This window comes from Microbulbifer sediminum (assembly GCF_021729035.1).
Taxonomy (GTDB): domain Bacteria; phylum Pseudomonadota; class Gammaproteobacteria; order Pseudomonadales; family Cellvibrionaceae; genus Microbulbifer; species Microbulbifer sediminum.
This window is the reverse complement of sequence record NZ_JAJSAP010000012.1, coordinates 14,089-39,188: the sequence shown is the minus strand read 5'-3', so window position 1 is coordinate 39,188 and position 25,100 is coordinate 14,089. Positions and strand designations below refer to the sequence as shown.

At 60.9% G+C, this 25,100-nt stretch carries 26 protein-coding genes; 10 read left to right on the top strand and 16 right to left on the bottom strand.

The genetic code is table 11. The features are described from left to right. Positions 1 to 21: 21 nt before the first annotated feature. Positions 22 to 822, bottom strand: a complete 801-nt coding sequence (locus LVD11_RS16430) for a GIN domain-containing protein (protein WP_237060740.1) — start codon at positions 820 to 822, stop codon at positions 22 to 24. Positions 823 to 925: 103 nt separating this feature from the next. Beyond that, entirely contained in the window at positions 926 to 1,351 is a 426-nt protein-coding gene (locus LVD11_RS16425; RefSeq protein WP_237060737.1) for an HIT family protein, read from the bottom strand. Positions 1,352 to 1,753: 402 nt separating this feature from the next. Here LVD11_RS16425 and LVD11_RS16420 point away from each other — a divergent pair, with 402 nt between their 5' ends. The 4 genes from LVD11_RS16420 (at position 1,754) to tcdA (ending at position 4,075) form a co-directional block, all read left to right on the top strand. After that, entirely contained in the window at positions 1,754 to 2,113 is a 360-nt protein-coding gene (locus LVD11_RS16420) for a globin family protein (RefSeq protein WP_237060735.1), read from the top strand. A gap of 149 nt (positions 2,114 to 2,262) precedes the next feature. Continuing rightward, positions 2,263 to 2,727 carry an FKBP-type peptidyl-prolyl cis-trans isomerase gene (locus LVD11_RS16415; protein ID WP_237060732.1) on the top strand — a complete coding sequence of 155 codons (465 nt, stop codon included), beginning with the start codon at positions 2,263 to 2,265 and terminating at the stop codon, positions 2,725 to 2,727. A 110-nt stretch (positions 2,728 to 2,837) separates the two neighbouring features. After that, positions 2,838 to 3,272 carry a thiol-disulfide oxidoreductase DCC family protein gene (locus tag LVD11_RS16410; RefSeq protein WP_237060730.1) on the top strand — a complete coding sequence of 145 codons (435 nt, stop codon included), beginning with the start codon at positions 2,838 to 2,840 and terminating at the stop codon, positions 3,270 to 3,272. Continuing rightward, positions 3,269 to 4,075 (top strand): tRNA cyclic N6-threonylcarbamoyladenosine(37) synthase TcdA, encoded by an 807-nt coding sequence (gene tcdA, locus LVD11_RS16405; protein ID WP_237060728.1) that lies wholly within the window; start codon positions 3,269 to 3,271, stop codon positions 4,073 to 4,075. The genes LVD11_RS16410 and tcdA overlap by 4 nt, the downstream gene beginning before the upstream one ends. Here tcdA and LVD11_RS16400 read toward each other — a convergent pair. Together LVD11_RS16400 and LVD11_RS16395 are read right to left on the bottom strand one after the other, a co-directional pair. Continuing rightward, complete coding sequence (locus LVD11_RS16400; protein WP_237060726.1) at positions 4,065 to 5,720, bottom strand: aminotransferase class V-fold PLP-dependent enzyme; 1,656 nt, start codon at positions 5,718 to 5,720, stop codon at positions 4,065 to 4,067. The two genes, tcdA and LVD11_RS16400, sit on opposite strands and share 11 nt — an antisense overlap. Then, positions 5,717 to 6,514 (bottom strand): TatD family hydrolase, encoded by a 798-nt coding sequence (locus LVD11_RS16395; RefSeq protein ID WP_237060724.1) that lies wholly within the window; start codon positions 6,512 to 6,514, stop codon positions 5,717 to 5,719. Before LVD11_RS16395 ends, LVD11_RS16400 begins: the two co-directional genes overlap by 4 nt. 148 nt (positions 6,515 to 6,662) lie before the next feature. Here LVD11_RS16395 and LVD11_RS16390 point away from each other — a divergent pair, with 148 nt between their 5' ends. Then, a complete protein-coding gene (locus LVD11_RS16390; protein WP_237060722.1) occupies positions 6,663 to 7,256 on the top strand; it encodes a LysE family translocator in 594 nt (197 codons plus the stop codon). A gap of 411 nt (positions 7,257 to 7,667) precedes the next feature. Then, the gene (locus tag LVD11_RS16385) at positions 7,668 to 8,021 is read left to right on the top strand and encodes a T9SS type A sorting domain-containing protein (RefSeq protein WP_237060721.1); all 354 of its coding nucleotides are present in this window, start codon (positions 7,668 to 7,670) and stop codon (positions 8,019 to 8,021) included. Between the two features lie 27 nt (positions 8,022 to 8,048). On the opposite strand, the gene LVD11_RS16380 is transcribed toward LVD11_RS16385, so the two are convergent. From LVD11_RS16380 to LVD11_RS16365, 4 genes are read right to left on the bottom strand one after another with little or no spacing between them, the layout of a single operon-like run. Continuing rightward, positions 8,049 to 8,888, bottom strand: coding sequence for an SDR family NAD(P)-dependent oxidoreductase (locus LVD11_RS16380; protein WP_237060720.1), 840 nt, complete (start codon positions 8,886 to 8,888; stop codon positions 8,049 to 8,051). Further along, positions 8,885 to 9,847, bottom strand: a complete 963-nt coding sequence (locus LVD11_RS16375) for an SDR family oxidoreductase (RefSeq protein ID WP_237060719.1) — start codon at positions 9,845 to 9,847, stop codon at positions 8,885 to 8,887. Before LVD11_RS16375 ends, LVD11_RS16380 begins: the two co-directional genes overlap by 4 nt. Next, the gene (locus LVD11_RS16370) at positions 9,844 to 10,794 is read right to left on the bottom strand and encodes a bile acid:sodium symporter family protein (protein ID WP_237060718.1); all 951 of its coding nucleotides are present in this window, start codon (positions 10,792 to 10,794) and stop codon (positions 9,844 to 9,846) included. The genes LVD11_RS16375 and LVD11_RS16370 overlap by 4 nt, the downstream gene beginning before the upstream one ends. Further along, positions 10,794 to 12,134, bottom strand: a complete 1,341-nt coding sequence (locus LVD11_RS16365) for a flavin-containing monooxygenase (protein WP_237060717.1) — start codon at positions 12,132 to 12,134, stop codon at positions 10,794 to 10,796. The genes LVD11_RS16370 and LVD11_RS16365 overlap by 1 nt, the downstream gene beginning before the upstream one ends. A 134-nt stretch (positions 12,135 to 12,268) precedes the next feature. Between LVD11_RS16365 and LVD11_RS16360 the strand changes: the two genes are divergently transcribed. Beyond that, on the top strand, positions 12,269 to 13,279 hold the full coding sequence (locus tag LVD11_RS16360) for an AraC family transcriptional regulator (RefSeq protein WP_237060716.1): 1,011 nt from the start codon (positions 12,269 to 12,271) through the stop codon (positions 13,277 to 13,279). A 452-nt stretch (positions 13,280 to 13,731) separates the two neighbouring features. On the opposite strand, the gene LVD11_RS16355 is transcribed toward LVD11_RS16360, so the two are convergent. Beyond that, positions 13,732 to 14,214 carry a hypothetical protein gene (locus LVD11_RS16355; protein ID WP_237060715.1) on the bottom strand — a complete coding sequence of 161 codons (483 nt, stop codon included), beginning with the start codon at positions 14,212 to 14,214 and terminating at the stop codon, positions 13,732 to 13,734. Between the two features lie 154 nt (positions 14,215 to 14,368). Between LVD11_RS16355 and LVD11_RS16350 the strand changes: the two genes are divergently transcribed. From LVD11_RS16350 to LVD11_RS16340, 3 genes are all read left to right on the top strand, one after another. Then, positions 14,369 to 14,971 carry a lipid-binding SYLF domain-containing protein gene (locus LVD11_RS16350; RefSeq protein WP_237060714.1) on the top strand — a complete coding sequence of 201 codons (603 nt, stop codon included), beginning with the start codon at positions 14,369 to 14,371 and terminating at the stop codon, positions 14,969 to 14,971. 391 nt (positions 14,972 to 15,362) lie between these two features. After that, positions 15,363 to 16,493 carry a M14 family metallopeptidase gene (locus tag LVD11_RS16345; protein ID WP_237060713.1) on the top strand — a complete coding sequence of 377 codons (1,131 nt, stop codon included), beginning with the start codon at positions 15,363 to 15,365 and terminating at the stop codon, positions 16,491 to 16,493. A 235-nt stretch (positions 16,494 to 16,728) separates the two neighbouring features. Then, positions 16,729 to 18,486, top strand: a complete 1,758-nt coding sequence (locus tag LVD11_RS16340; protein WP_237060711.1) for a M20/M25/M40 family metallo-hydrolase — start codon at positions 16,729 to 16,731, stop codon at positions 18,484 to 18,486. A gap of 66 nt (positions 18,487 to 18,552) precedes the next feature. Here LVD11_RS16340 and LVD11_RS16335 read toward each other — a convergent pair whose 3' ends face one another. The 7 genes from LVD11_RS16335 to LVD11_RS16305 all read right to left on the bottom strand — a co-directional run bounded on the left by LVD11_RS16335 (position 18,553) and on the right by LVD11_RS16305 (position 25,048). Next, positions 18,553 to 19,017 (bottom strand): phosphate-starvation-inducible PsiE family protein, encoded by a 465-nt coding sequence (locus LVD11_RS16335; RefSeq protein WP_237060709.1) that lies wholly within the window; start codon positions 19,015 to 19,017, stop codon positions 18,553 to 18,555. 64 nt (positions 19,018 to 19,081) lie between these two features. Next, the gene (locus LVD11_RS16330) at positions 19,082 to 19,477 is read right to left on the bottom strand and encodes a YciI family protein (protein WP_237060707.1); all 396 of its coding nucleotides are present in this window, start codon (positions 19,475 to 19,477) and stop codon (positions 19,082 to 19,084) included. A 201-nt stretch (positions 19,478 to 19,678) separates the two neighbouring features. Beyond that, entirely contained in the window at positions 19,679 to 21,316 is a 1,638-nt protein-coding gene (locus tag LVD11_RS16325) for an AMP-binding protein (protein ID WP_237060705.1), read from the bottom strand. A 104-nt stretch (positions 21,317 to 21,420) separates the two neighbouring features. Further along, positions 21,421 to 21,738 (bottom strand): SCP2 sterol-binding domain-containing protein, encoded by a 318-nt coding sequence (locus tag LVD11_RS16320; protein WP_237060703.1) that lies wholly within the window; start codon positions 21,736 to 21,738, stop codon positions 21,421 to 21,423. A 59-nt stretch (positions 21,739 to 21,797) separates the two neighbouring features. Further along, positions 21,798 to 23,591: an acyl-CoA dehydrogenase C-terminal domain-containing protein gene (locus tag LVD11_RS16315; RefSeq protein ID WP_237060702.1), complete on the bottom strand. Its 1,794-nt coding sequence runs from the start codon at positions 23,589 to 23,591 to the stop codon at positions 21,798 to 21,800. Between the two features lie 182 nt (positions 23,592 to 23,773). Beyond that, positions 23,774 to 24,844 carry an AraC family transcriptional regulator gene (locus LVD11_RS16310; RefSeq protein ID WP_237060701.1) on the bottom strand — a complete coding sequence of 357 codons (1,071 nt, stop codon included), beginning with the start codon at positions 24,842 to 24,844 and terminating at the stop codon, positions 23,774 to 23,776. Then, positions 24,845 to 25,048 (bottom strand): hypothetical protein, encoded by a 204-nt coding sequence (locus LVD11_RS16305; RefSeq protein WP_237060700.1) that lies wholly within the window; start codon positions 25,046 to 25,048, stop codon positions 24,845 to 24,847. Positions 25,049 to 25,100: the final 52 nt, after the last annotated feature.

Here is a 25,100-nt window from a genome sequence, read left to right as displayed (position 1 = left end):
AAGTGCGGGGGCCTCCCCTGGTCACTCCACCAGGGCGATATCCCCGGACCCCATCACCGAGAAGGACTCCCTCGCAGGCCGGCGCAGCACTATGTCACCCGACCCCATGACAGTGCCCTCTGCATCATCAGATTGCAGGTTGCGACCGAGAAAGTCACCAGACCCCATGATGCTGATAGAGAGCGAAGCGACCTTGCCCCCCACCACCATATCGCCGGAGCCCTTAATCTCCGCGCCAAAAGAGTCGCCAATGACACTGTCCAGCCGGATGTCACCGGAACCCTTGATCGATGCACGGCCCTCGACCGCGAGAACAGTACCCAGCGACAGGTCCCCGGACCCGGTGACAGCGGCCTGCAGGGACTCCGCGGCAACTTTGTCCACCGCCAGGGAGCCGGAGCCCGTTACTTCCAGATCGAGGCTTTCACTCTCCAGCAATTCCGCCCTGGCATCCCCTGACCCGGTCACTTCCAGGGACTCGAGCCGCGGCAGCACGACGCGGTAATCCACGCCCTCACTGTCGCTCACGGTGACGACACCAAAAAAGCGCCGGTGCTTGTCCCGGACGGACAGTTCCAGGGTGTCGCCCCGCACTTCCGCAACCGCCAGGTCCACGATCTCTTTCGGGCCCGAGGCGATCACTTCGAACACCTCTCCCTGCACCACTTCCAGCCGGGAATCGCCCTTGAGTTCAATACGTGTGAACCCCTCGACCGGGAACTGCCTGCTCACATCGTCAGCTCGTGACATTGCAGAAACTGCGAACAGCAGAATCACTGCCAGGCCCGCCAGCGGACGATTCAGGAAAGATTTTGCGGCCATTCGATCCTCTCAAATAATCAGTTTTACCCTGTTAGCCACTATGACGCATTCCACCCGGCCCGCGGATGCAGTGGATGAACGTTTTTTTGGCACAACTGCTGACTCAAGAGTCAACACTGGCTTCGGAGAAACCCAGTTGTACCAGTGCGCCGCGCACCTTCTCAGCCTCAGCGGCCAGGACATCGGCCTCCGCGGGCCGCTGCTTGGAGAAGTCAAAATCGTCCAGGGCATCCACTGGCACCAGGTGGATGTGGGTGTGCGGGACCTCGAGTCCGGCCACCATCACCCCTACCCGCCGCGGCTGATAAACCTCTTTGATTCCCTTGGCCACCCTCTGGGCCACATGCATCAGGTGCGCCGAGAGGTCCTCCGGCACGTCATCCCAGTGATTGACTTCCTCGATAGGGATCACCAGGCAATGCCCGGGCTTGATCGGGCTGATCGTCATGATCGCCACCGCCCGGTCATCGCGCCAGATAAAGTGCCCGGGCAATTCACCATTGATGATCTGGGTAAAAATACTCGCCATGAAACTCCCCTTCGTTGTTACTGGAAATACTGTCCCCCGCTAGCAGTGGTTGCGAATAGGGACGCGCTGTCAGTCAGACTACACAGTCTATCAGCCTGGCCGGATTCCGCAGCCTCCTTTGTAAGAAGCCGGCAAAACCCCTGGGCCAAAGCTGGTGCGGACTTGCCAGTTCGGCGCATGCCTCGTTGGACAACCTTGCCCGGCCGGCCCAGGCCCGAGAACCTGAAGAACAAGATGACAATCTCCGCGGAGTTCGTTGGCAGCCTCCTGCCATTCGCGTACTCTCGCGGCATAAATTGATCCCGCCGGACACAGGCATCCCAATGGGGACGGATGCCGGCCACAGACGCCTGCGGGACGACCAAAAACAGCCTCTCAAAGACTTCAAAACCGGGGGATCCAATGAGCAATCTGCTTGACCAGATTGGCGGCACCAGTGTTATCAACCGCATTATCACCGAATTTTACCAGGCGCTCGGTCGCCACCTCTCAACCTATGAGGCCTGTGACCACCGCAAGCAGCAGGCTCGCCAGGTCCGGTTCATCAGTAATGCCCTCGCCGACAGCCCGGAACCTGTCCGCTCCAGCCGAGCCCGGTTCCTCGCCAGGGGCCTCAACGGTCCCCTCTTCGAAGCACTGCTGGAATACCTGCAACCGCGCCTGGTGGAACTTGGCATTCCGCAGTCCACCAGCAGCGACCTCGTGGAGACCACCGAAGGCCTGTATGACCACTGCGACGCAGGTCTGTCGCTCGCCTGCTGACATCCCCGTGACGCCGCCCGGGCAGACTATGGTTGCGACCGGCCCGGGCGGTCAATACAATACGCGCTTCAAAGCCTTATCTCTCCTTTGCATGGCTTCCGCATGCGGTAAGCGCTACTTCATTCACCCACCTTTCTCAGAGACTTTTCATGAAGATTGCCAACCACTCCGTAGTGGAGATGCACTACACCCTGAAAGACGCGGACGGTACCGTGATCGACTCCTCCGAGGGCCGCGAGCCGCTCAAGTTCCTGCAGGGCGTGGGCAACATTATCCCCGGACTGGAAAAAGAGATGCTGGACAAGGCTGCCGGCGACAAATTTACTGCCGTGATCCCGCCCGAAGAGGCCTACGGCCCGCAGAACCCGGAACTGATCCAGACCCTGCCGCGCACCGCCTTCGGTGGTGTCGACAAGCTGGAAGTCGGTATGGCGTTCCGCGCCCAGAGCACCGAGGGCCAGCCGATTGAGGTGGAAATCATTGATATCGAGGGTGACAACGTCACCATCAATGGCAACCATCCGCTGGCAGGTGTGGAACTGCACTTCGAGGTTGAAGTGGTTTCCGTGCGTGAAGCCACTCCGGAAGAGGTTGACCACGGCCACGTGCACTGATCTTTTCCCGGCGGCTCCTCCGGAGCCGCCACTCTCCCCCTTCGTTTTTCACCCTCCTCCCGACTACCATTGCCAGCTGACGCAAAGACGACAGATTGCCCAGAAAGCCCATGACGGCCGCACTGCCCGATCGAATCATCCTGTTCGACAGCCTGTGTAACCTGTGCAATGGCTGGGTTCGCTTTGTGCTGCAGCGGGACCAATCAGCGGTCTTTACATTCTGCCGCGCGCAATCCCCGGCAGGTCAGCAGCTGCTGGCCGACCTGGGCCTGCCCCTGGATGAATATGAAAGTGTGGTCTACCTGGAGCGGGAAAGCGGCAGTCACCAGCCCTACTTCAAGAGCGAGGCTGCCCTGCGGGTGCTGGGAGGATTACCGGGAGCGGCCCGACACCTCCGCCTGCTCCGGGCAATCCCGCCTGTGATCCGCGATGCGGTATACGATATCATCGCGCGCAACCGCTATCGCCTGTTCGGGCGGCGCGCAACGTGCCGGCTGCCAGGCGAAGCAGAGCAAACCCGATTTCTGGAAACAATCGACGAATGAAGCTGAGTGAGCAATACCTGCAGAGATTTGGCGGGATCGCGAGACTTTATGGCGAAGCGGCATTACCGGTACTGCACAGTGCCCACTGTGTAGTGATCGGCATCGGCGGCGTGGGCAGCTGGACTGCGGAGGCGCTGGCCCGCTCGGGGGTGGGCACGATTACTCTGATCGACCTGGATGATGTGTGCATCACCAATACCAACCGCCAGAGCCATGCGCTGCAGGACACCATCGGCCAGCAGAAAGTCGCCGTGCTCGCAGGGCGATTACGCCAGATCAACCCGGAGATCCGCGTGTTTGAGGAAGAGGACTTTCTGGCACAGGACAACCTTGCTGACCTGATCGACCCGGAATCCAGACCAATCGATGTGGTGATCGACGCGATCGACTCCGCTCGCGTGAAAGCGGCCCTCATTGCTTACTGCAAGGCGCGCAAACTGCGACTGGTCACGGTTGGCTCGGCCGGCGGCAAACTCGACCCGCGCCGTATCGAGTGGAACGACCTGGGGCGCACACTCAACGATCCGATGCTGGCCAAGGTGCGCCAACACCTGTATCGATTCCACAACTTCCAGAAATCACGTAAGCGGGTATTCGGGGTGGATGCCATCTACTCCCCGGAGCAGATGGTCTATCCGCAACCCGATGGCCAGGTGTGTGCCCGTAAAAGTGCCATGCAGGATGGAGTGAAGCTCGATTGCAGCGGAGGCTTCGGCGCCGCCACCATGGTTACCGGCACCTTTGGTTTCGTGGCCGCTTCCCGGGCCATCGAGCGCCTGCTGCAGAAAAAGCTCAGTCGCTGACCAGGGCCTGGATCTGCTGCAGTAGCGCATGAAAGCCGTTGCTGCGGGACTCGCTCAGGTGCCGGGCCAGGCCGAGTTCCCTGAACAACCCGGCCAGGTCGCGCGTGCGAATCTCCCCGGCCTCACGACCGTCCACCTGTGACAACAGCAGTGCGGCCAGTCCCTTTACCACACGACTGTCGCTGTCGAAGGCAAAGTAGTGCCGGCCACCCTCTTCGCGGTGCACCAGCCAGGCGTCCGCTTCACACCCACGCACCAGGTTTGCCGGAAGGCGAATCTCCGGCTTGGCCGAAATCGACTTGCCCCAGCGCAACAGTTCGCGGTACCGGTCCTGCCACGAGCGCTGAGCCGCGAGCCTCTCGAGTTGCAGCGCGCCCAGGGAATCCCGGGACCAATGGCAAGTACCACCTGCCGCACTGGCCAGGGATTGGTCCAGTTGCAGGTAGTCGGCGACGGCCACCAACAGCGCCTCAACGTCCGCATAACTATTGTATGCGGCCAACGAGGCGCGCACTGTGGGCCCGCTGCCGGCAGCGCGCAGCAACGGCTGCGCGCAGTGGCTACCGACACGCACCGCGATATCGCGCCCATCCAGCCAGTGCATCAGGTCGCTGGCGTCCCCGGCCTCCGGTGCAAATGCGGCCACCCCGAGGTTGTGCTGGGGCTGGCTCAGCAGACGCAATCCAGGCAGTGCTGCGATTCCCTCGTGTAGCCGCGCCAGCAGCCCCTGCTCGTGGGCCGCCATGGCCGTGCGATCCTGCTCGCGAAGAAACTCCAGAGTGGCCCCCAGGGCAGCAATGCCAGCGAGGGAGGAAGTCCCCGCTTCAAAACGGTGTGGCAGCCCTGCGTACTGGCTCTGGTACAGGCCTACCTCGGCGATCATTTCGCCACCGCCCTGCCAGGGCACCATGCCCGCAAGGCACGCCTCCCGGCCGTACAGAAGCCCGATGCCAGTGGGCCCATAAAACTTGTGTGCGGAACACACCAGGAAGTCGCACCCGATCGCCTGCACGTCGATCGGCTCATGCGCCGCCAGCTGGGCAGCATCGACCACCCAACGCAGGTTGTAGCCCCGCAGCTGCCGGCGAATCCCGGCCAGGTCCGGTCGCAAGCCTAAAGCGTTGGAGCCGCCACTCAGGGAAACAATACGGGTGCGCGGTCCCAGTACCTCGCCCAGGCGGTCAAACTGGGGCACTCCGGCGGTATGGGGTATATAGCGCAGGTTCAGCCCGCGGCGCGCGGCAGCCATCTGCCAGGGCACGATGTTGGCGTGATGCTCGATCGTCGAGAGTACGATCTCATCGCCCCGCTCCAGCTCCTCGCACAGGCTGAAGGCCAGCAGGTTGAGCGCCTCGGTGGCACCACGGCAGAAGACCACTTCCCGCGGCGATGCCGCATTGAGAAATCCGGCCGCCTGCGCCCGCACCCGCTCCACCATCGCTGTCGCCCGGCGCGCCAACCGGTGGCTCGAGCGGTGGGTATTGGCATTGCTGTGCAGGTAAAACTCTGCCAGCGCATCGATCACTACGGCTGGCTTCTGGGTGGTCGCGGCATTATCGAGATACACCAGGTCGCGATTCTCCGGCTGTGCAAACAGCGGGAAGCGACTGCGGAACGCCTCAGGCGAAAAGGAGGAGCGGGTCATAAGGCGAATAAAAGCTCTGTATTGCGAAATGTCTGCACCGCCACCTCCTCCACGGGAATCCCGCGCAGGGCCGCCAGTGCGACGGCGATATCCGGCAGGTTCTCCGGGCTGTTGCGCTGCCCCTGGCGACCGGACAGCGGCATATCCGGCGCATCGCTTTCCAGCACCAGGCTCTCCAGCGGCATTGCCGCTACCGCTCTGCGCGTCTTTAACGCGCGGGAGTAGGTGATGGTACCGCCGATGCCCAGGTAAAAGCCCAGCTGCCAGTATTCCCGTGCGATTTCCTCACTGCCACTGAACGCATGGATCACCCCTCCCCTGGCCGGGCGGTACTCTTTTAACAGGCTGAGCACCTCCGCGTGGTAGCGGTGCACATGGATGATAAGCGGTAGCTCCAGTTCACAGGCTGTAGCGAGATGCACCCGAAAGATATCGCACTGATGTTCCAGCGGTGTTTCGACACCCCGATCAAGCCCACACTCACCGACCGCCACACAGCGCTCCCGGCGGCCCCACGACGATAGCTGCTCCCGCAGGTCCTCCAACAACAGCTGCTTATCCTGGCCGCCCGGGCCGGCCAAAAACGCCTCCACCCACCAGGGATGGACACCTACCGCCCCATACCAGTCCGGCCGCAACCGCAGGAGTTCGAACAGTGTTTGCCACTGGGAGATACTGACACCGGGTATGACCAGGCCTTTCAGGCCCAGGTCACGGCAGCGCTGCCAGACAGTATCGCGATCACCGGCAAACGCGTCGAAATCAAAATGGCAATGGCTGTCGATCAGTTCCACAGTGCGCCTGTTAATCCATTCGGTTACCAAGTCATTTTAACACGGGACCACACCCCGACGTTGCCAGGCAGACCGACGGGCCTTCTCTGGTTACAATGCACCCGCTCAAGCCAACAATACCGCCTACTGCTTACGCTGGAGACTCCCGTTGATAGAAGCCCTGTTGCCACTGGCCCTGTTTGTGTTTTCCACCAGCATCACACCGGGCCCCAACAACCTGATGATCATGACCTCCGGGCTGAACCACGGCGTGGCCCGCTCCCTGCCCCATTTCCTGGGAATCTGCCTGGGCTTCCCCGCCATGATCATGGCGATCGGGCTCGGTCTTGGCACCCTGTTCACGGAGTTTCCACTCTTGCACCAACTGGTACGCTGGGCAGGGATCACCTACCTGCTGTACCTGGCCTGGGCCATCGCCAGCACCCGCGAGGTGACCAGTGCCGACCGCCGACCACCCTTCACTTTCCTGCAGGCAGCTGCCTTCCAGTGGGTCAATCCCAAAGGATGGGTAATGGCAGTGGGTGCGTTGGCTGCTTTTTCCATCCCCGGTGGCGAGGCCTGGCTCGCCGCCGGCAGGGTCGCACTGGCATTCATCCTTATTGGTGGGCCCTGTATTATCATCTGGCTGCTGTTTGGTGTCGGCATGCAGCGCCTGCTCTCGAACAGCGATCACCTGCGCCGCTTCAATATCACCATGGGGCTGCTGCTGGCGGCCAGCGTCGTGCCGATGGTGTTCGACTAGCCCGGCAAGCAATCATTCTTGTCATGAAAATTTTTTGCCAATCGGCCCTTGAAAATGGGCGGGCCCACCTCAGGTAGAGCCCTGAAGGCGGCAATCCCGTGGCTGTCCATCAGTCCACGGTGCCCGCAGCGGCACTACGCGGCGCGGCAATTTGCTGTCAACAACTCAGTAGCCCCAAGACAATCTCTGTAATACCTGCAGAAGCAATCATTGGGGAACCGGGGCAAGGTGATGGATATCCGCTCAGCGGCCTCGCCACCTTTGCAGCCCTACGACAGAACACTGTCGCACCCGCACCTGAGTGCGTTGAAAATTTCACAGGCCAATAGACGGAGGTAATCTATGCATTGCAGCCGATTTGTGACTCCAGTGCTGGCCGGTTTGGCAACCGTCTCTCTCCAGGCAGCCGCCATGGAACCGGAAGTCCGCGACACGGACCAGGTAAGATACGTTTCCGGTGGCGTTGGCAAGCAGGAACGCCAGGCACTGGACGCCCTCGCCTCATCTCCGGACGGGGATTTCGACACCCGCATCCACCTGAGTGCCAACTCCGGGCACTACCTGGGCGACGCCCAGGTGGAAATCCGGGATACCAGTGGCCACACAGTACTCGATACCCAAACCGAGGGGCCACTACTGCTGGTAGACTTGCCGGCGGGAACTTACACCGTTGAAGCCCGCAATGGTAATCGTACCCAGGGCACTGAGATCGAGGTCGCACAGGGTGGTGACACAACGCCTGTCTACCTGACCTGGGCTATCTGACCCCACGCCGCCCGGGGCCTACCGCAGTCAGGGGGCCCCGGACGCGATCGATTTACCTGCCTCGAGCTCTGCACGGAAGTTTTTCACCATCTGCCTCATAAACAGCCTGGGCGCCAACCGGTAGAGATAGGCTCCCAGTAATGTCATGTCATGGGGGAATAGCCTTTCCTGGCCTTTCCGGTACGCAGCGACGATCTTGGCGGCCATCCACTCGGCACTTCTCACGGCGCCGATTGTACTTTGCTTGTGCTGCGCCCTGCCCCCATCACCAGACAATGCATTACGGTCAATATTGGTGGCGATAAAGCTGGGGTAGACCATCAATACATGGATTCCCTCACCACGCACTTCCTCGCGGAACGTCTCGAAATACTGGTGCAACGCGCTCTTCGCCGCACAGTAGCCCGCCCGACCCAAAACAGGCATCCAGCCGGCCATGGAACTGACATTGATGACACAACCGCCCGCGTGGCGCAGCTGTCCCAGCAGCCCCTGCGCCAACTCCACCGGCGCATGGTAGTCCACCGCCATCACCCGCCGGATCACCGCATTTTCGGTCCGGCAGGCCAGGCTGCGGTGAGTGATACCGGCGTTATTGACCAGGATATCGACCCGTTCGCAGGCTGCTCTCAGGCGCCCTGCAACGCCCGCCACCTCCTCTTCGCTGGAAAGATCCGCAACCCAGGCGCGCGCCCGGACGCCACGCTCCGCGAGCATCGCCACCCGGGCCTCAAGGGCGGGCCCATCCTGGTCTATTAGTGCGAATTCTGCCCGGTAGGTATCCGCCAGTGCCTCCACAATGGCCCAGCCCAGCCCCCCGGCAGCACCGGTAACAACAACTACCTTTTCCACACCGGCGTCGCTCATGCGGGATTCTCCTGGGGTTCCTGTACCGGCTGGACCTTGAGCGCCTCACGGGCGAAGAAGTCGAAGGCCTCGGCCGAGGTCTTCTGCGGGATAAACCCGAGCTCCTCCTTCAGGCGACGATTGCACAGTACAGGCCTGTACTGCAGGAACTTGACCTGTTCAGGCTGCTTGTCAGTGAGATGCAGGGTGTAGCCGGTCCCCAGCAGCATCTTGACCAGCCATACCGGTGGAGTGCGCAACGGCTTGCCCAGGCGTGTGGCGATGTCGCGCGGCGTCAACGCGCCATCACCGGCAAGATTAAAAACACCCTCAGCGCTGCGGTTGACACCAAACTCGATGGCACTGACGACATCCTGGTCCCAGACAAACACAAAGGGCGAATTGTGGCCCCCGGGGTCAAGAATCGCACTGCCGGAGAACAACTCCGCAATTTTGTTATTGGTGGTCGCACCCACGACGGAACAGGGACGGAAAACCAGCTGTTTCAACTTGGGATGCCGCTCACGGTAGGCTGCCAGCATTTCCTCCACGAGCCGTTTATTGTCGGAGTAACCAAACTCCGGATTGCCACGCAGCGGATGATGCTCCTCCAGCCAGTCAGGGTTATCGGCATGGTAACCGTACGCTGCCCCGCTGCTGGTCACGGTCACATGTTCAACACCCGCGGAAAGGCAGGCGCGCAGCACATTTTCAGTGCCCTCCACATCAATCCGGTATTCCGCAGCCCGGTCCCGGCCCGCTGCCATCACTGAGGCCAGGTGCACAACGTGGGTGACAGATTCCGCACGCATCAATTCGCCCAGGGCGGCGTCACAGATATCCAGCTTGAAAATGGGGAAAGTTGCGGGACGAGGATAAACATCCACACCGACTACCGGCATCTCTTTCGCCAGCCGCTCGCCGAGCTGCTGGCCGATATAACCCGATGCACCTGTTACCAGTACTTTCTTGCGCGTCATAAAGCTTTTCTTGTCTCTTCGGTTGAAGGGCGCAGCCAGTTCACACCGCGTCCGGAAAAATTCCAGTAGCCCGCCAGGGCCAGCCCCGCGACCAGGTGCCAGACGCCCCAGAAACCGGCCACGACCAGCATCTCCCCGGCCCCGGGGTAAAAGGTGAAAAGCACAGCCAGCGCCAGCCCGGAATTCTGGATTCCCACCTCCATGGTCACTGCCCGTCGCTCCGCAACCGGCAGCCCCATGACCCGACCGCTGAGATTACCCAGCAGGAATGCGAGCGCATTGTGGGCCACGACCAGGAACAGCACCGCGCCCGCCACCTGCATCGCGGTGTCCCAGTGCTTGCTGAAAGACACCAGTACAAAGAGCAGGAAAACCAGCAGCGATGCACTGCGGAAAAACCGCTCGCTGCGCGTCGCAAAGCCCGGGTAGCGGGCTCCCACAAGCATGCCCAGCAGCATCGGCATCGCCAGTACCAGCACCACCAGCATCACCATGCTTCCGGCCGGCAGGGCAATCTCCTCAAGGAGACCGCGGGTATGGGGGTTCAGGCCACCATACAGGGCAAAGTTGAGAGGTGTCATCACGACGGCTGCAAGGCTGGAGACAGCGGTCATACTGACCGAAGTCGCCACACTGGCACGCCCTATCCAGGTCATCACATTGGAAAAGGTGCCCCCGGGACAGCAGGAGACCAGGATCATCCCCAGGGCCAGCCCTGGACTCACCTCAAACCACCAGGTCGCCAGAGAGGTAATAGCAGGTAACAGCAGGAATTGGGCGACCAGCCCGGTCGCCGGGGCCACCGGGCGCCGCAACACGGCGACAAAATCTGCCGGACGCAGTCCCAGCGACACCCCGAACATCATGAAGGCCAGCACGGCGTTCAGCGTCAATAACGCAGCCGGCGACATCTGGAAGCTCTCCGCCACCCGCACGGTTCCGTCCACTAAACTGCCTCCGCTCGCCCCTGGTTGCCGGCCAAATCGGGCGCCGACAGGTCACGCTGAAGATCGCGGCAATGCCCGCGCAAGGCCTTGAGATACGTATCCTTATGCACGTAATAAGCCATGCGCTCGAGCTTCAGGTAATTCATTCCGCCATCTGCACGGGCGGTGGCCCGCTCTCGCTTGGCGCTTCGGAATGCCGCGGCGGACTCAGCCCCGGTCGCCAGCTGGTGAATGTAAAGTGCGACGAGCTCAGCCTGCTCATTGCGGCCCTCCCAGCCCAGACCTGCTGCTTCCACCATACCCATCACGAACAGGTTGTCGTACTCAGGGTGGAATGCATTCAGGTAAAGACTGGGTGCCATCCCCTGCCAGTTGAGATGCTCGCGATCAATGAACGGATAATGCAGTTTGTAACCGGTAGCCAGTACGATCATGTCGTAGTCGGCAGTGTGGCCATCGGCAAAAGTGACCCTGCTGCCGCTGATAGCAGAAATGTCGCCCCGCGGCTGCACATCGCCGTGGCCGATGTGATGCAGTATCAGCGAATTAATGACCGGATGGGACTCGAACATCTTGTAGTCGGGCTCGGGCAGGCCATACTGGCTCGGTCGCCCGAGCATCAAACGGCTGAGGGCCGCGCTGATGCGTTGCTGAATAAAGCGTGGCAGGCGAACCCTGCCGCCGACCGCGTCGGTCGGCTTGCCGCCAATAAACTTCGGCAGGAAATAGTAGCCACGGCGCAGGCTGATATCCACGCTGCGCGCCCGGTGTGCCGCATCCACGGCAATATCGGCGCCGCTGTTGCCGCAGCCCACCAGCAACACCCGCTTGCCCTCAAATACTGCCGGCTCCCGGTACTCGCTGGAGTGAATCAGCTCACCATCAAAGTCGCCGGGCAGTTGCGGCATATTCGGGTAATGCAGGGTGCCATTGGCGATCAACAGCCCCCCGAAAGTGCGCGTCTGCTCCTCGCCCTTACAGCGCGTGGTGATCAGCCAATCGTTACCGTCCCGCTCACAGCGCACCACTTCGGTATTGAACTCATAGCAGTCGTACAGGCCGAACTCCCGTGCATAGGCCCGAAAATAATGGCGCAGCTCGCTGTGGTGGGGAAAATCCGCCACCCCCTCACCCATCGGGAACTCGGCGAACTCGGTCATTTTCTTCGACGAGATCAGGTGCGCGGACTGGTACATGGTGCTGGTGGGACTGTCGATATCCCAGAGACCGCCAACATCGGAATGAATCTCGAATCCGATACAGGGAATCCCGTATTTGCGCAGGTTGCGCACTGAGCACAGGCCCATCGGGCCGGCGCCAATCACTGCGTAGGGTTTCATTGTTATTGTCACCTCTGTTCCATTGTTGCCGGGGGAACATGCATCGACCCCGGCACATCACCGCAATATACAGTGACAACCCTTCAGGCGTTCGTCATAATCGGGCCATAACTGGTGATTTACGGACAGGCGTGATGTTACGCAGAGATTCAAGAAGTGTCACTTTAAACTATTCCCGCGCACTGGCATCGGCCCTGAACGGTATGGGCAAATCCCTGCCATGTGATGCACGGAACATTCTGGCCGATATTGACCAGCATGATCGTGTTCCCATGGAACGCCAGGAGCAATTGTGGAAATGCCTCGCAGACAGCCATTCGGACCCGCTGCTGGGCATCCGTCTCGGGCAGGCCATCCAGGCCAGCCAATTGGGCCTGGTGGGCTATCTGTTGATGACCCAGGAAAACCTGGGCCAGGCAATTGACCAGCTACTGCAGTATCACCCGCTGGTCGGTGAGGGTGGCCAGTTTGAGTTGCGCCGTGGCGCCCAGCATGTGGACCTGTGCTACCTGCCCAACTACGTCTGCTGCGCACAGCTGCGGGTTGAAACGGTACTGGCCGCCTGCCTCACCCAGATCCGCGAGATGACCGGGGGACAGCTCCGCGCGCACAGCCTGCAACTGGCCTATCCCGCCCCATCACTGACAACCCAGCACCAGTACCAGCAAGCCCTGCAGACCGCCGTGCACTTCGGCGCCCCGGTTTCGGCCATCCGGTTGCGGCCGGAGGACCTCGGCACCCGGCTGGTGGCTGCGGACCATCAGGTAATGAAGCGCCTCAAACCCGAGGCCGATGCGCTGCTGAAATCACTGAATGACAAGAGCCTGCAACTGCGGGTAGCCCACCTGTTGCAGCAGGAACCGCAACTCACGCGGGAACAGGTTGCGAGCCGGCTGTGCATGAGCCCCCGCCACCTGGGACGCAAGCTCACGACGGAAAACGCCAGCTTCAGGGCCATCCAGGACGAGGTGCGCTGCCACTATGCGCGCCAATGGCTTACCGCGGGCAAACGCAACAACTCGGAAATCGCCGCAGCCCTGGGCTACTGCGACGAGAGCGCATTTGGCAAGGCATTCCGGCGCTGGACGGGCACCTCACCGAAGGCCTGGCGCAAGGCGATTCTGGTAGAGCCAGAGCCAGCCTGAACGGCATCGACCGACTTCTCGGGCTGACGGCCCGGTCGTGCCCGGAGTGGCGCCAGCGCAGCCGTGTCGACGCCACAGCATGGCTCGCCCCGCAGTCACGCCGCAGGCGACTCGGCAACAGCGATTGCAGGCCTGCGCTCTGATCGCGACTCACGGGCATATACCCGCTCTCCCCGGATTCCCCGGCAGTGAAGCTTGTTTTCAGGTAGTGGTGCGGGCGCGAAGTTGCTGGGAGCCAGCCTGGTGCAGGGAGAGGATTCACCCCACTTAAACAATATCAGGGGTATACATAAGCGGTATAAGCAGCTGGCCGGCCCCACGGGCATACCGGCGGCAAGCACCGGAGCGAATAGCGACCGGGCTGCTGATGCCCGCTGTTACTCTTGTCGTTGACGCCCCGGTGGGCCACAGCGGCGCCACCGGGGAAAGCGGGGCCAGAACGCCCCAAGGAATCAGAGCGCCGCGGTGCGCTCGGCCCGGGCGGCCCGCAGTGCAGCGAGATCCTCTACCCAGACAATATCCTTCACAGCCACCTGCTCGCCGGTTGCGGAAGACAGGGTGGCGCTCAGTTGCTCCAGGTTGTCGGCTTCCGCGGATACTTTGTTAACCGGCATTTTCAGCCACACCTGGCCCTGCTGGTCGACAACTGTTTCAGCACCCTCGACGTCGGCTGCACTCACGTGGCGATCTACCGCAGAGCTACTGCCAGCGGGCAGGTAGATAGCACCGGTGGCAAAGTCCACGGCGAAGGCCACCACGCCCGGGAGGATACCGAACAGGAGCGCTGCGCCGTCCAGGATAACGACCGTGGGGTCGACGCGACCACCGGTCTGGCCCTTGCGCTCGGGGTACAGGAAGTAACCGCAGGCGGTCAGGTTCATCATCATTACCAGCAGGCAGCTGGCGGCAATACCGCGCTTGGCAGTTTTGTTCATGGTCTCTCTCTCGGTGTTTTATCAGAGTCAGAAAGTGGGCCACATAGCTTACCTAATCGGTACAGCGGCCGAAAGTGGCGCACTCTACCACCTGTGTGCGATACGTCGCAAAGCGGGCATTAACCGCTCGAGCACCGCAGCACCCTCTGCTTAAATGAACCAAGACAATAACAACGAGGACTCTCCCATGTTCCGCCGACTTGCCCTGGGCACCCTGATTATCAGCACCCTGCTCTCCTCTGCCTGCACCGCGCCCGGCCAGACCCGGGATGACCGCCGGCAGCACATCGATCGCACCGAGCGAGAGGTACTGGCTGAGCTCTACCGGCTACAGCCGGACCTCCGCGGTGACGTGGCGGCCGCACCGGGCTACGCCGTCTTCAGCAACGTTAACGTCAACCTGCTGCTTGCCAGCGCCTCCACCGGCTATGGGGTGGCGGTCGACAATCGCAATCGCGACCGCACTTATATGAAGATGGGCGAACTCGGGGTTGGTCTCGGCCTAGGGGTCAAGGACTTCCGGGCCCTGTTTGTCTTCGACTCCCCCGCGGTGATGGAGCGCTTTGTCGAGAGCGGCTGGTCTTTTGGCGGTCATGCGGACGCCGCTGCGAAGGCCCAGGACAAGGGCGCCGCGGTCAGTCGCGAGGTCGTGGTCGACGGGATGCGCGTCTACCAGCTGACCGAGAGCGGTATCGCCCTGCAGGCCACGCTCAAGGGGACCAAATTCTGGAAAGATCCCGAACTGAACCATGACTGACCAGAGTGGTCAAAAGTTAACCATTATGCCGCCAATTTGTGCAGGGGAGGCCACACGCGCGCTACGCCTGCCTAAACTTTAAACAGCACCTGACGCGGAATGTAAGGGAGCAGTACAGAATTTCTGATGTGCGGGATCATGCACTAGTGACCAGGTCGGGACAGTCAGCGGTCGTCCCGAGCGTCGCCGGGAATTTCAGGGAGCAGTAGTCGCTCAGGTGCCGCCAGGGAAGGCAGGGGCGCGGTCTCCAGAAGGGACCGCGCCCTTTTATTTTGCGCGCCCGCTCCCCAGCCGAGGCCCCACACAAGGCCCCGCCCCGCCCCTTTCGGTAAAAAATAGCCTCACGCCCTGTTATCCTTGCCGCGCATATCAGGACTGGAGCTCAATTTTCATGCATATCAGTAGCGCTTTTGACAGCGGCAACATCGAAGTCATCAACAGCGACAGCCGACCGGTTGAACTGGCCATCCGTCGCGACAACAACTCCGATTTCTACCAGTGGTTCCACTTTCGCCTGGAAGGCAAGGTAGGCGAGTCACTGCCGTTCCGCATCACTAATGCTGGCAAGGCCGCCTACCCGGAGGGCTGGGAGAACTACCGCGTGTGCGCTTCCTATGACCGGCAGGACTGGTTCCGCATCCCCGCAGAGTACGACGGCAACACCCTCGACTTTACCGTCGAGCTGGAACGACCGGCGATCTACCTGGCGTATTTTGCCCCCTTCACCTGGGACCGTCACCTGGACCTGCTGGCCTGGGCCCAGTGCCACGACGAAGTGACGCTGGAAACCCAGGGACAGACCCTGGACGGCCGCGACATGTCCCTGCTGACCATCGGCGACGTAGAAAACGCGAAGCACCGGGTCTGGATGATCGCGCGCCAGCATCCAGGAGAGACCATGGCCGAATGGTTTGTTGAAGGCTTCCTGGAAGCGCTGCTGGACGATGCGAACCCGTCAGCGCGCACATTGCTCGAGGATACGGTTTTCCATGTCGTGCCCAATATGAACCCGGACGGCAGCGTACGCGGTCACCTGCGCACCAACGCGGCTGGAGCCAACCTGAATCGCGAGTGGCAGGACCCCAGCATGGAGCGCAGTCCCGAGGTATTCCTGGTGCGGCAGAAAATGCTGGAAGTGGGCGGCGATATCTTCCTCGACATCCACGGCGACGAGGCCCTGCCATTCAACTTCGTCGCCGCCTGCGAGGGCATCCCGGGCTACGATGAGCGGCATGCACAGCTGGAAGAGACATTCAAACGCGCATTTGTGGCCGCGAGCCCCGATTTCCAGACCGAGCGCGGCTACGACCTGGACAAACCCGGCAAGGCCAACATGACCGTCGGCACCAACTGGTGCGGCCACCAGTTCCGCACGCTGGCCCTGACCCTGGAGATGCCGTTCAAGGATAACGACAACCTGCCCGACCCGGTCGAGGGCTGGTCACCGGCCCGCTCCCAGCAGCTGGCACGGGATATCCTGTTCCCGATCCGGGAAACACTCAAGAACCTCCGCAAGGACTAGTCCCGGCTTCTCCGGCCACCTCTCCCACCGGCCCGGCAAAGCCGGTGCCGGTGGGAACAGGACCGGCTCGCGACCGCCCGGCTTCCGGGCGCAGCCACAATCCCACCCACCGACCCCGCACCCAGCCAGCACTATTTACTGCGCACTTCCCCTTTTTCAGCACAGAATCTCTCGGTGCGAGGCGCGCTTTTTGCTAACTTAACTGGTCCAGAATAACTCTCACAGGATGAATTCCATGCAGATAACCACTCTCTGGCGTCGGCTGGGCCTCGCTGTGGCCGTCAGCGGCGCGCTTGCCGGCTGCGGCAAGGACACCACACAGGGCACGGCACAACCAGCAGAAGACCGGGCGCAGGCGGAGCATAGCGCGGCCGCTCAACCGCCACTGGACAAAGACGCACAGGCACAAGTGAATGCCATTGCCGCGGACCTGCACAAACATGTGGCTGTCCTGGCCTCTGACAAATTCCAGGGGCGCGCACCGGCGACCGAGGGTGAAAGCCTGACCGTCGACTACCTTGCCGAGCAGTTCCGGGCAGCAGGCATGGAGCCGGGCACAGTGGATGCACAGGGTGAGCCCAGCTGGTTCCAGCAGGTGCCGGTAGTGGAGATGCAGATTGAATCCACCCCTCTGGAAATAGCGGGAGGCGATTTCAGCAAGTCACTGCAACCCCTCTCCGACATGGTCGCCTTTACCCAACGCCAGACTGACAGCTCCGCGCTGGAGAACAGCGAGCTGGTGTTCGTCGGTTACGGCATTGTCGCGCCGGAGAATGACTGGAATGACTATGCCGGGCTCGACATGAGCGGTAAGACGGCAGTAATCCTGGTCAATGATCCCGGCTATGCCACCCAGGACAAGGCCCTGTTCAATGGCAATGCCATGACCTACTACGGCCGCTGGAGCTACAAGTTTGAGGAAGCAGCCCGCCAGGGTGCCGACGGTGCCATCATCATTCATGAGACCGGTGCCGCCGGGTATCCCTGGGAAGTCGTCAGCGGTAGCTGGTCCGGTGCCCAGATCAGCCTGGCTGCAGAGGACAAGAACCGCGACCGCGTGGCAGTGGAAGCCTGGATGACCGGTGATGCCGCGCAGGAAGTCTTCCAGGCTGCGGGCCTGGACCTTGCCCGGGAAATGGAAGCGGCCAAGACCCGGGGCTTCAAACCCAAGTCACTGGGCCTCTCTGCCAGTGTCCGGCTGGAAAACGAGCTGCGCACCTCGGACTCCCGTAATGTGGTAGCGCGACTGCCGGGCAGCAAGTACCCGGACGAAGCCGTGATCTACACCGCGCACTGGGACCATCTGGGCGTAAACAAAAATGCCGCCGGCGAGGACCATATCTTCAACGGAGCCGTCGACAACGCCACCGGTACCGCCGGCCTGCTGGCGATGGCACAACAGCTCTCCGAACAGCAGGCGCAGCCGGAACGCTCCATTCTGTTCGTCGCGGTCACTGCTGAGGAGTCCGGCCTGCTGGGCTCCAAATACTATGCCGCCAACCCGGTTGTACCGCTCGAGAAGACCGTGGCGGGTATCAACTTCGATGCCATGGGGGTACTCGGGCCGATGCGCGACGTGGTTGTCGTGGGATACGGCAACAGCGAGCTGGAGGAGCAACTGGAGGAAGCCGCCAAACAACAGGGCCGCTACCTGGCACCGGAGGGCCACCCGGAGCGGGGTTACTTCTACCGCTCTGACCATTTCAGCCTGGCCAAAAAGGGTGTGCCGATGCTGTACTTTGATTCAGGTACCGACAGCTTCCAGCACGGTCGCGAGTGGGCGCAGGAAAAAGGCGAGGAATATACCGCCCAAGCCTACCACAAGCCTGGCGACGAGTATGATCCCGAGTGGAACCTGAAAGGCGCCGCTATGGACCTGCAACTCGGGCTTGAGCTGGGCCTGGACCTGGCGAACAGCCGCACCTGGCCGAACTGGTATGAGGGCAACGAGTTCCGCGCAATTCGTGACGCCAGCAGCGACAGCCGCAATTAATACCGGCAGATCCCCAGAAATAAAAGCCCGGCAATTGCCGGGCTTTTTTGTTTGTGCTGGTCGGTTTCAGTTTTTTCTCGTCACCAGCCAGTAGGTCACACCCAGCGCCCCTATCGCAGCGGCAATCGCCACGATCTGCTCGGGGCCGACATCGGCGAGATCCAGCACGATCACTTTACGGGCAATGGCCATCAATGCTGTTGCCAGCACCAGCTGGATGGGAATGACATTGGAGCCCAGGTACAGGCGGATATTGATAAAGATCTCAATCGCGATCAGGACCAGCATGACGGTACCAAACACATCGAACAGGTCCCGGTAGTTCAGCAGCCAGACTGGCTCCGTACCCAGGCGCTCGTAGAGGACATAAATCACGTCCGCTACAGACCACAGGATAACCAGTGACATCAGCACTGCGAGCAATCGCACAGAGCTGCGGATTACCACATGCAGCGCGCGGATGAGCGGATCATCGTGCTCGGCTGGCAGCTCCTGGTGGACCAGCCGATTCCGGTCCTCGGGCTCTTCCATCGGGAAACCCCAATAGCCTGGTCGAACCACAGTTATAGCGCATGCCTGACAACCAGGCTCCGCATTACCCGGCTTCTGGATCAACCAGCTCGCGAATCTCCTCCGGAAAAGCCACCATCTCCTGGACCTGGCGCACTTCGATCGTCTCACCAGAGGTGGCTGGACAGCGCCGGGCCCAGTCTATTGCTTCGTTTTTAGAGTCCACTTCAATTAACCAGAACCCGCCAAGCGATTCCGTCGCGTCGAGCCGGCTTCCTTCCATCACCACCGGTTCACCGCTGGCAAAAGTTACCCGCGCACCCATTGATGGCGGGTGCAACCCCTCTAGGGACAGCAGGACGCCCGCCTCCTCCATTTGGCGGTTGTACTCCATCATTGCAGCTACCCGGTCACAATCCGGCAGCGTGCCAGGCTCCGCCTGCCGGTAACCGTCCGGGATCATCAACAGCATGAATTTCATTGTGGGGGACGCCTCATCAAGCACATACATTGCGCACAATCATTACCTTTCCCCCGGGAAGGCGGAAGCAGTTTCCATTGTTGTCCGGGAATTCAACCAAAAACTGCGGACAACATCCTGCCTTCCGCGTGAAGGGCATACAAAAAAGCCCCGCTGTCACCAGCGGGGCTTCCTGTCCTGTACCCGGGTAGCGACCGGTTATCAGGCGCTCTCCAGGGCCTCGATCTTCTTCATTTCCTCGTCGCGCAGTTCCCGACGCAGGATCTTGCCCACATTGGTCTTGGGCAGCTCCTCACGGAATTCCACCTGCTTCGGCACCTTGTAGGCGGTCATATTTTCGCGGCAATAGGCGATAACCTCCTCTTCGGTCACGGACTCATCGGCCTTCACCACAAACAGCTTGACCACTTCCCCGCTCTTATCATCGGGAATGCCAATGGCTGCGGCCTCGGCAACCTTGTCATGCGCGCTGATCACATCCTCGATCTCATTCGGGTAAACGTTGAAACCGGATACGATGATCATGTCCTTCTTGCGATCCACGATCTTGATATAGCCATCATCCTGGATCTCGGCCATATCGCCGGTCTTCAACCAACCCTCACTGTCGATGGTCTCGGCAGTGGCCTCTTCGCGCTGCCAGTAGCCCTTCATCACCTGTGGACCCCGTACGCAAAGCTCACCCGGCGAGTTGTTGGGCAGGTCATTGCCATTTTCGTCGACAACTTTTACCTCAGTACCGGGTACCGGCAAGCCGACCGTGCCCAACTGCACAGCCTCGGCCGGATTAAAGGAAACCACAGGGGACGTCTCGGTCATGCCATAACCCTCGGTCACTACACAGCCGGTCATCTCTTCCCAGCGCTTGGCGGTGTCACGGGTCAGGGCCATACCACCGGAGGCGGTTGTGTGCAGCTTGCTGAAATCCAGGTCGGAAAAACCGGGGGCACGCATCAGTCCGTTAAACAGGGTATTCAGTCCCACAAAGCCGGTAAAGCGCACGCCTTTCAGGGTCTTCACAAATGTTGGAATGTCGCGCGGATTCGGGATCAGCAGCGAATGGTTGCCGGTCGCAAACAGGGACATGCAATGAATGGTAAAGGCATAAATGTGGTAAAGCGGCAGGGGCGCGATGTAGAGCTCCTCACCTTCCTTGATCGATTTACCCAGCGCTTCACGAACCTGTTCCATATTCGCAACCAGGTTGCGGTTCGTCAGCATCGCACCTTTGGCAACACCTGTGGTACCGCCGGTGTACTGGAGTACAGCCACGTCATCCGGCTTGCACTGAACGTCACTGTGCGGATTCTGCTCGCCCAACCCCATCGCGTCGCGAAAGTTCACCTGGTTGGCAAAGGAAAAGTCCGGCACCATCTTCTTGACGTACTTCGCCACGCTGTTGATCAGCACGCGCTTGAGAGGGTTATGCAGGTCGGCAATCTCGGAGACGATCACCTGCTCTACCCCGGTCTCCCCAATCACCTGGGAAGCGGTATCGGCGATATTGGCCAGCACTACCAGGGCCTTGGCGCCCGAGTCGTTGAGCTGGTGCTTCAGTTCACGGCGAGTGTAAAGCGGGTTGGTGTTTACCACCACCAGGCCGGCACGCAAGGCACCAAAAACCACAACCGGGTACTGCAGGACATTGGGCAGCTGTACCGCAATGCGGTCGCCAGGCTCGAGATTGGTGTGATTCTGCAGGTAGGAGGCGAACCTGGCACTGAGTTTGTTGATATCGCCGATGGTCAGTGTCTGGCCCAGGCAGGTAAATGCCGGCCTGTCGCTGTATTTGGCGCAGGCGTCAGAAAATACGTCGAGTATGCTGCGGTCGATGTCCAACTGTCTTCTCCCAGTCCTGTTGTTGTCGCTTGTCCGCGTGTTTCGTTTCTTATAGACGAAATTCCCTCTCTGAGAGTGCGAACGTGTCGTTATTCTTCGTAAGCTTATGCTGCGGGAAACAGGTCCGCCAGCGCGGCGGCCAGATCCCGGTCACCGGAGTATCTAATGTCTCCAAGAAGAAATGCATGGCGGGCACTGAGTTGCCCTTCCATGACGGCGTCCAGGGTTGTCTGCGACATCTCCAGAATCAGGGCCGCACCCTCAACCTCCCCATACCGGGCAAAAGCCGGTGGCTCACCGGGTTCCTGCGAAAGAATGACACAGAAATCACTGGCGTCCGGTAGCCGGAACTGTACCCGAGTGCAAGGGTGCAAACAAGAGAGGCGGCGCAGCCGCGCCACCACCTGATCTGGCAACTGCATAAAATACCCTGAATAAAAAAACCGCCGGCAGGGCCGACGGTTTTCAGTTACTGCGCGGTTCAGAACGCGAAGTGTTCGGCGTCCAGCTCCATCAGGTTGGCAGCGCCGCTCTTCATCGCCGCCGCGTGGCCCGCGGTCCGCGGCAGGATGCGGTCGAAGTAGAAACGCGCAGTGGCCAGCTTGGCCCGGTAGAACTCCGCATCACCCTCTCCCGCAGCGAGCTTGTCACTGGCTACCTTGGCAGCACGGGCCCACAGGAAACCGAGCACCACGTAACCGGAATACATCAGGTAATCCACGGATGCAGCCCCCACCTCGTCAGGATTCTCCATGGCCTGGGCGCCGACATGCATGGTCACATCACCCCATTCCTTGTTCAGTTCCTGCAGGCGGGTGACAAACGGGGCCAGCGCTTCAGTGTCGATTTCTGCCTGGCAGAACTTGTGCACCTGCTTGGTGAACTTGCGCAGGAGTTCGCCCTGGCTCATCAGGACTTTACGTCCCAGCAAGTCCAGCGCCTGAATGCCGGTAGTGCCCTCGTAAATAGTGGCGATTCGCGCGTCGCGCACGTTTTGCTCCATGCCCCACTCGGCAATGTAACCGTGACCACCGAAGCACTGCAGCCCCAGGTTTGCGGATTCAAAGCCGGTTTCTGTGAGGAACGCCTTGGCGATCGGCGTCAGGAAAGCCAGCAGGTCATCGGCATCCTTCTTGTCCTCATCGCTGCCCTTGTGGGTGCGGTCCACCTGCTGTGCACACAGCGCGACCAGCATGCGGCCGCCCTCGGCAAAAGCTTTCTGGGTCAGCAGCATGCGACGCACGTCCGGGTGCACAATAATCGGGTCGGCCGCCCCGTCAGGGTTTTTCGGGCCGCTCAGGGAACGCATTTGCAGACGGTCCTTGGCATAGGCCAGGGACTTCTGGAAACCGGCCTCGGCGTGGGACAGGCCCTGCAGGGCAGTGCCCAGGCGGGCGGTGTTCATGAAGGTGAACATGCAGTTCAGGCCCTTGTTGGGCGGCCCGATCAGGAAGCCCTTGGCACCGTCAAAGTTCAGTACGGCAGTCGCGTTGCCGTGGATGCCCATCTTGTGCTCCAGGGAGCCACAGGTGACGCCGTTGCGCTCACCGGCAGAACCGTCTGCCGCGGGCAGGAACTTGGGGACGATAAACAGGGAAATACCCTTGGTGCCGGCGGGTGCATCAGGCAGGCGCGCCAGTACGATATGCACAATATTCTCTGCCATATCGTGCTCACCGGCAGAAATAAAGATCTTGGTACCGGAGATGGAATAGGAGCCATCATCATTCGGTTCGGCCTTGGAGCGCAGGATACCCAGGTCAGTACCACAGTGGGGCTCGGTCAGGCACATGGTCCCGGTCCAGGTGCCCTCTACCAGCTTGGTCAGGTAGGTCGCCTTCTGCTCCTCGGTGCCATGTTCCTCGAGGGTGTTCATAGCGCCATGGGACAGGCCCGGGTACATTCCCCAGGACCAGTTGGTGGTGCCCACCATCTCGCTCATCAGGGTACCCAGCGAGGGCGGCAGGCCCTGGCCGCCGTACTCGACATCGTGCGCCAGGGAGGGCCAGCCGGCCTCGACAAACTGCTGGTAGGCTTCCTTGAAGCCCTCGGGGGTGGTGACCTCACCGTCTTTCCAGGTACAGCCCTGCTGGTCACCAACGGCATTCAGCGGTGCCAGGACGTTTTCACAGAACTTGGCCCCCTCTTCCAGAATGGCGTCCACCAGATCCGGAGTGGCCTCCTCGTAACCCAGGGAGGCATAGTGCTGGTCCCAATCGAGCAGTTCGCGCGTGGCGAAACGCATGTCGCGCAGTGGAATCTTGACGTCGGTCATCCTGCTACCCTCAAATTCTCGCTGTATTATTTCGGCCCGGTTATGAAACCGGCTGGTCAGGTTTGTGACTAGAACTCACGATTGGTTCATCATAGTAGCAGGTGCGCAGATCTCTCTATGGCGAAAACCGCCCAAAGCGCTGACAAAAACCGCACACGGGCCCGGCAGTAAAAAGCGGACCTTCAGTCAGCTGCAGCCGTGACCGAAAGGCCGCTTTTGCGATACTCGCCGGGCGTGATGCCCGTCCACTTCTTGAACGCGCGAAAGAAGGCGCTGGACTCGTCAAAACCCAGCATCTCGGCAATCTGCCCGTTGGAAAGGTCCGGACAGCTCAGGTAGTGAAAGGCAGCCTCCATGCGGCACTCGTCTTTGAGCTTCTGGTAAGAAGTCCCTTCCTGCTGCAGTCGCCGGCGCAGCGTCGTGACCGACATGTTCAGGCGCTCCGCCACCACCTCGGCCGCCGGCATGGACTCACTCACATCCCGGTTCAGGATGGTCTTCACCTTGGTCTTGATACTGTTGGCACTGCCATCACTGATCACAAGGTGATAGGGCGCGGTACGGATAAAACCCTCTACCGTCTGCGGGTTCTGCACAATGGGGTAATCGAGGTAGCGGCTGTCGTACTCCAGTGCATTGGAGGGCTGCTCGAACAACAGCTCGCCGGCTTCACTCTGTGCCAGGGTGCGGAACTCCTCCGGACACGGGAAGGAGAAATGCAGCCGCGCCAACGGGATTTCACGCCCCACCAGCCAACAGTAGAAACGATGCCAGACCGCCAGCGTGGTACGGATCACGCCCGGACTGGTGTCTGCGATCAGTCGCTCAAACTCCCCCTCCCCCAGGGAGCTGATCCCGCGAATCGCCACTCGCTCGCGCCCTCCCTGCTGGTCCTCAAGGACCGGTTTCACCTTGAATCCCCGGCAGATTTCCATGAACTCGGCGCTGAGCTGGATAGCCTGGCGGACGGTCGCACAGTTGACCACGGTGAGGCACAGCAGGCGGAAAGAGCCCGAGCGCACACGCCCACCACTGAGCATGCCGAACCATTCGTCCTGGACCTGCCACATGACGCGCTGGTAGAGCCGGCCGTACTTGAGCGCCGAGAACGCCGCCGCACCTTCCAGCTCCCGTTCCTCTATGCCCACCGCGCTGAGCAGTTCCTGCCGGTCACAGCCATGCCTGGCCGCCTCTTCCAGCAAGCGCTCGAGATAGGCAATGGGGATACGGATATCCTCTTCCGTCACGCTCATCTATTTTTTGCGCCTGCGCAGCCAGTTCAGCAGCGCGCCACCGGCAAGGCCCGCAAGAATCAGGACCACCAGGAATCCGAGGAGGATAACCAGATAGGCCAGCACATCCCTGACCGGCAGGTCCCAGGCCCAGATTGCGGCGACGACAAAACCGATACAAGCGATAACGCTGGTGAGAAAAGAGCGACGACGTTTACTGGCCATGGGCATCCGGACTGCTTGATAAACGTGAATACTGGGTCATACCTGAGCGCGG

What these genes read in the sequence shown, in the direction of transcription:
- LVD11_RS16340 (WP_237060711.1), top strand. Translation starts at nt 16,729, where the DNA reads ATGCAGATAACCACTCTCTGGCGTCGGCTGGGCCTCGCTGTGGCCGTC.
- LVD11_RS16310 (WP_237060701.1), bottom strand. Translation starts at nt 24,844, where the DNA reads ATGAGCGTGACGGAAGAGGATATCCGTATCCCCATTGCCTATCTCGAG.
- LVD11_RS16375 (WP_237060719.1), bottom strand. Translation starts at nt 9,847, where the DNA reads ATGACGCGCAAGAAAGTACTGGTAACAGGTGCATCGGGTTATATCGGC.
- LVD11_RS16335 (WP_237060709.1), bottom strand. Translation starts at nt 19,017, where the DNA reads ATGGAAGAGCCCGAGGACCGGAATCGGCTGGTCCACCAGGAGCTGCCA.
- LVD11_RS16400 (WP_237060726.1), bottom strand. Translation starts at nt 5,720, where the DNA reads ATGACCCGCTCCTCCTTTTCGCCTGAGGCGTTCCGCAGTCGCTTCCCG.
- LVD11_RS16380 (WP_237060720.1), bottom strand. Translation starts at nt 8,888, where the DNA reads ATGAGCGACGCCGGTGTGGAAAAGGTAGTTGTTGTTACCGGTGCTGCC.
- LVD11_RS16410 (WP_237060730.1), top strand. Translation starts at nt 2,838, where the DNA reads ATGACGGCCGCACTGCCCGATCGAATCATCCTGTTCGACAGCCTGTGT.
- LVD11_RS16305 (WP_237060700.1), bottom strand. Translation starts at nt 25,048, where the DNA reads ATGGCCAGTAAACGTCGTCGCTCTTTTCTCACCAGCGTTATCGCTTGT.
- LVD11_RS16365 (WP_237060717.1), bottom strand. Translation starts at nt 12,134, where the DNA reads ATGAAACCCTACGCAGTGATTGGCGCCGGCCCGATGGGCCTGTGCTCA.
- LVD11_RS16420 (WP_237060735.1), top strand. Translation starts at nt 1,754, where the DNA reads ATGAGCAATCTGCTTGACCAGATTGGCGGCACCAGTGTTATCAACCGC.
- tcdA (WP_237060728.1), top strand. Translation starts at nt 3,269, where the DNA reads ATGAAGCTGAGTGAGCAATACCTGCAGAGATTTGGCGGGATCGCGAGA.
- LVD11_RS16330 (WP_237060707.1), bottom strand. Translation starts at nt 19,477, where the DNA reads ATGAAATTCATGCTGTTGATGATCCCGGACGGTTACCGGCAGGCGGAG.
- LVD11_RS16385 (WP_237060721.1), top strand. Translation starts at nt 7,668, where the DNA reads ATGGAACCGGAAGTCCGCGACACGGACCAGGTAAGATACGTTTCCGGT.
- LVD11_RS16355 (WP_237060715.1), bottom strand. Translation starts at nt 14,214, where the DNA reads ATGAACAAAACTGCCAAGCGCGGTATTGCCGCCAGCTGCCTGCTGGTA.
- LVD11_RS16415 (WP_237060732.1), top strand. Translation starts at nt 2,263, where the DNA reads ATGAAGATTGCCAACCACTCCGTAGTGGAGATGCACTACACCCTGAAA.
- LVD11_RS16345 (WP_237060713.1), top strand. Translation starts at nt 15,363, where the DNA reads ATGCATATCAGTAGCGCTTTTGACAGCGGCAACATCGAAGTCATCAAC.
- LVD11_RS16425 (WP_237060737.1), bottom strand. Translation starts at nt 1,351, where the DNA reads ATGGCGAGTATTTTTACCCAGATCATCAATGGTGAATTGCCCGGGCAC.
- LVD11_RS16350 (WP_237060714.1), top strand. Translation starts at nt 14,369, where the DNA reads ATGAACCAAGACAATAACAACGAGGACTCTCCCATGTTCCGCCGACTT.
- LVD11_RS16320 (WP_237060703.1), bottom strand. Translation starts at nt 21,738, where the DNA reads ATGCAGTTGCCAGATCAGGTGGTGGCGCGGCTGCGCCGCCTCTCTTGT.
- LVD11_RS16360 (WP_237060716.1), top strand. Translation starts at nt 12,269, where the DNA reads ATGTTACGCAGAGATTCAAGAAGTGTCACTTTAAACTATTCCCGCGCA.
- LVD11_RS16315 (WP_237060702.1), bottom strand. Translation starts at nt 23,591, where the DNA reads ATGACCGACGTCAAGATTCCACTGCGCGACATGCGTTTCGCCACGCGC.
- LVD11_RS16430 (WP_237060740.1), bottom strand. Translation starts at nt 822, where the DNA reads ATGGCCGCAAAATCTTTCCTGAATCGTCCGCTGGCGGGCCTGGCAGTG.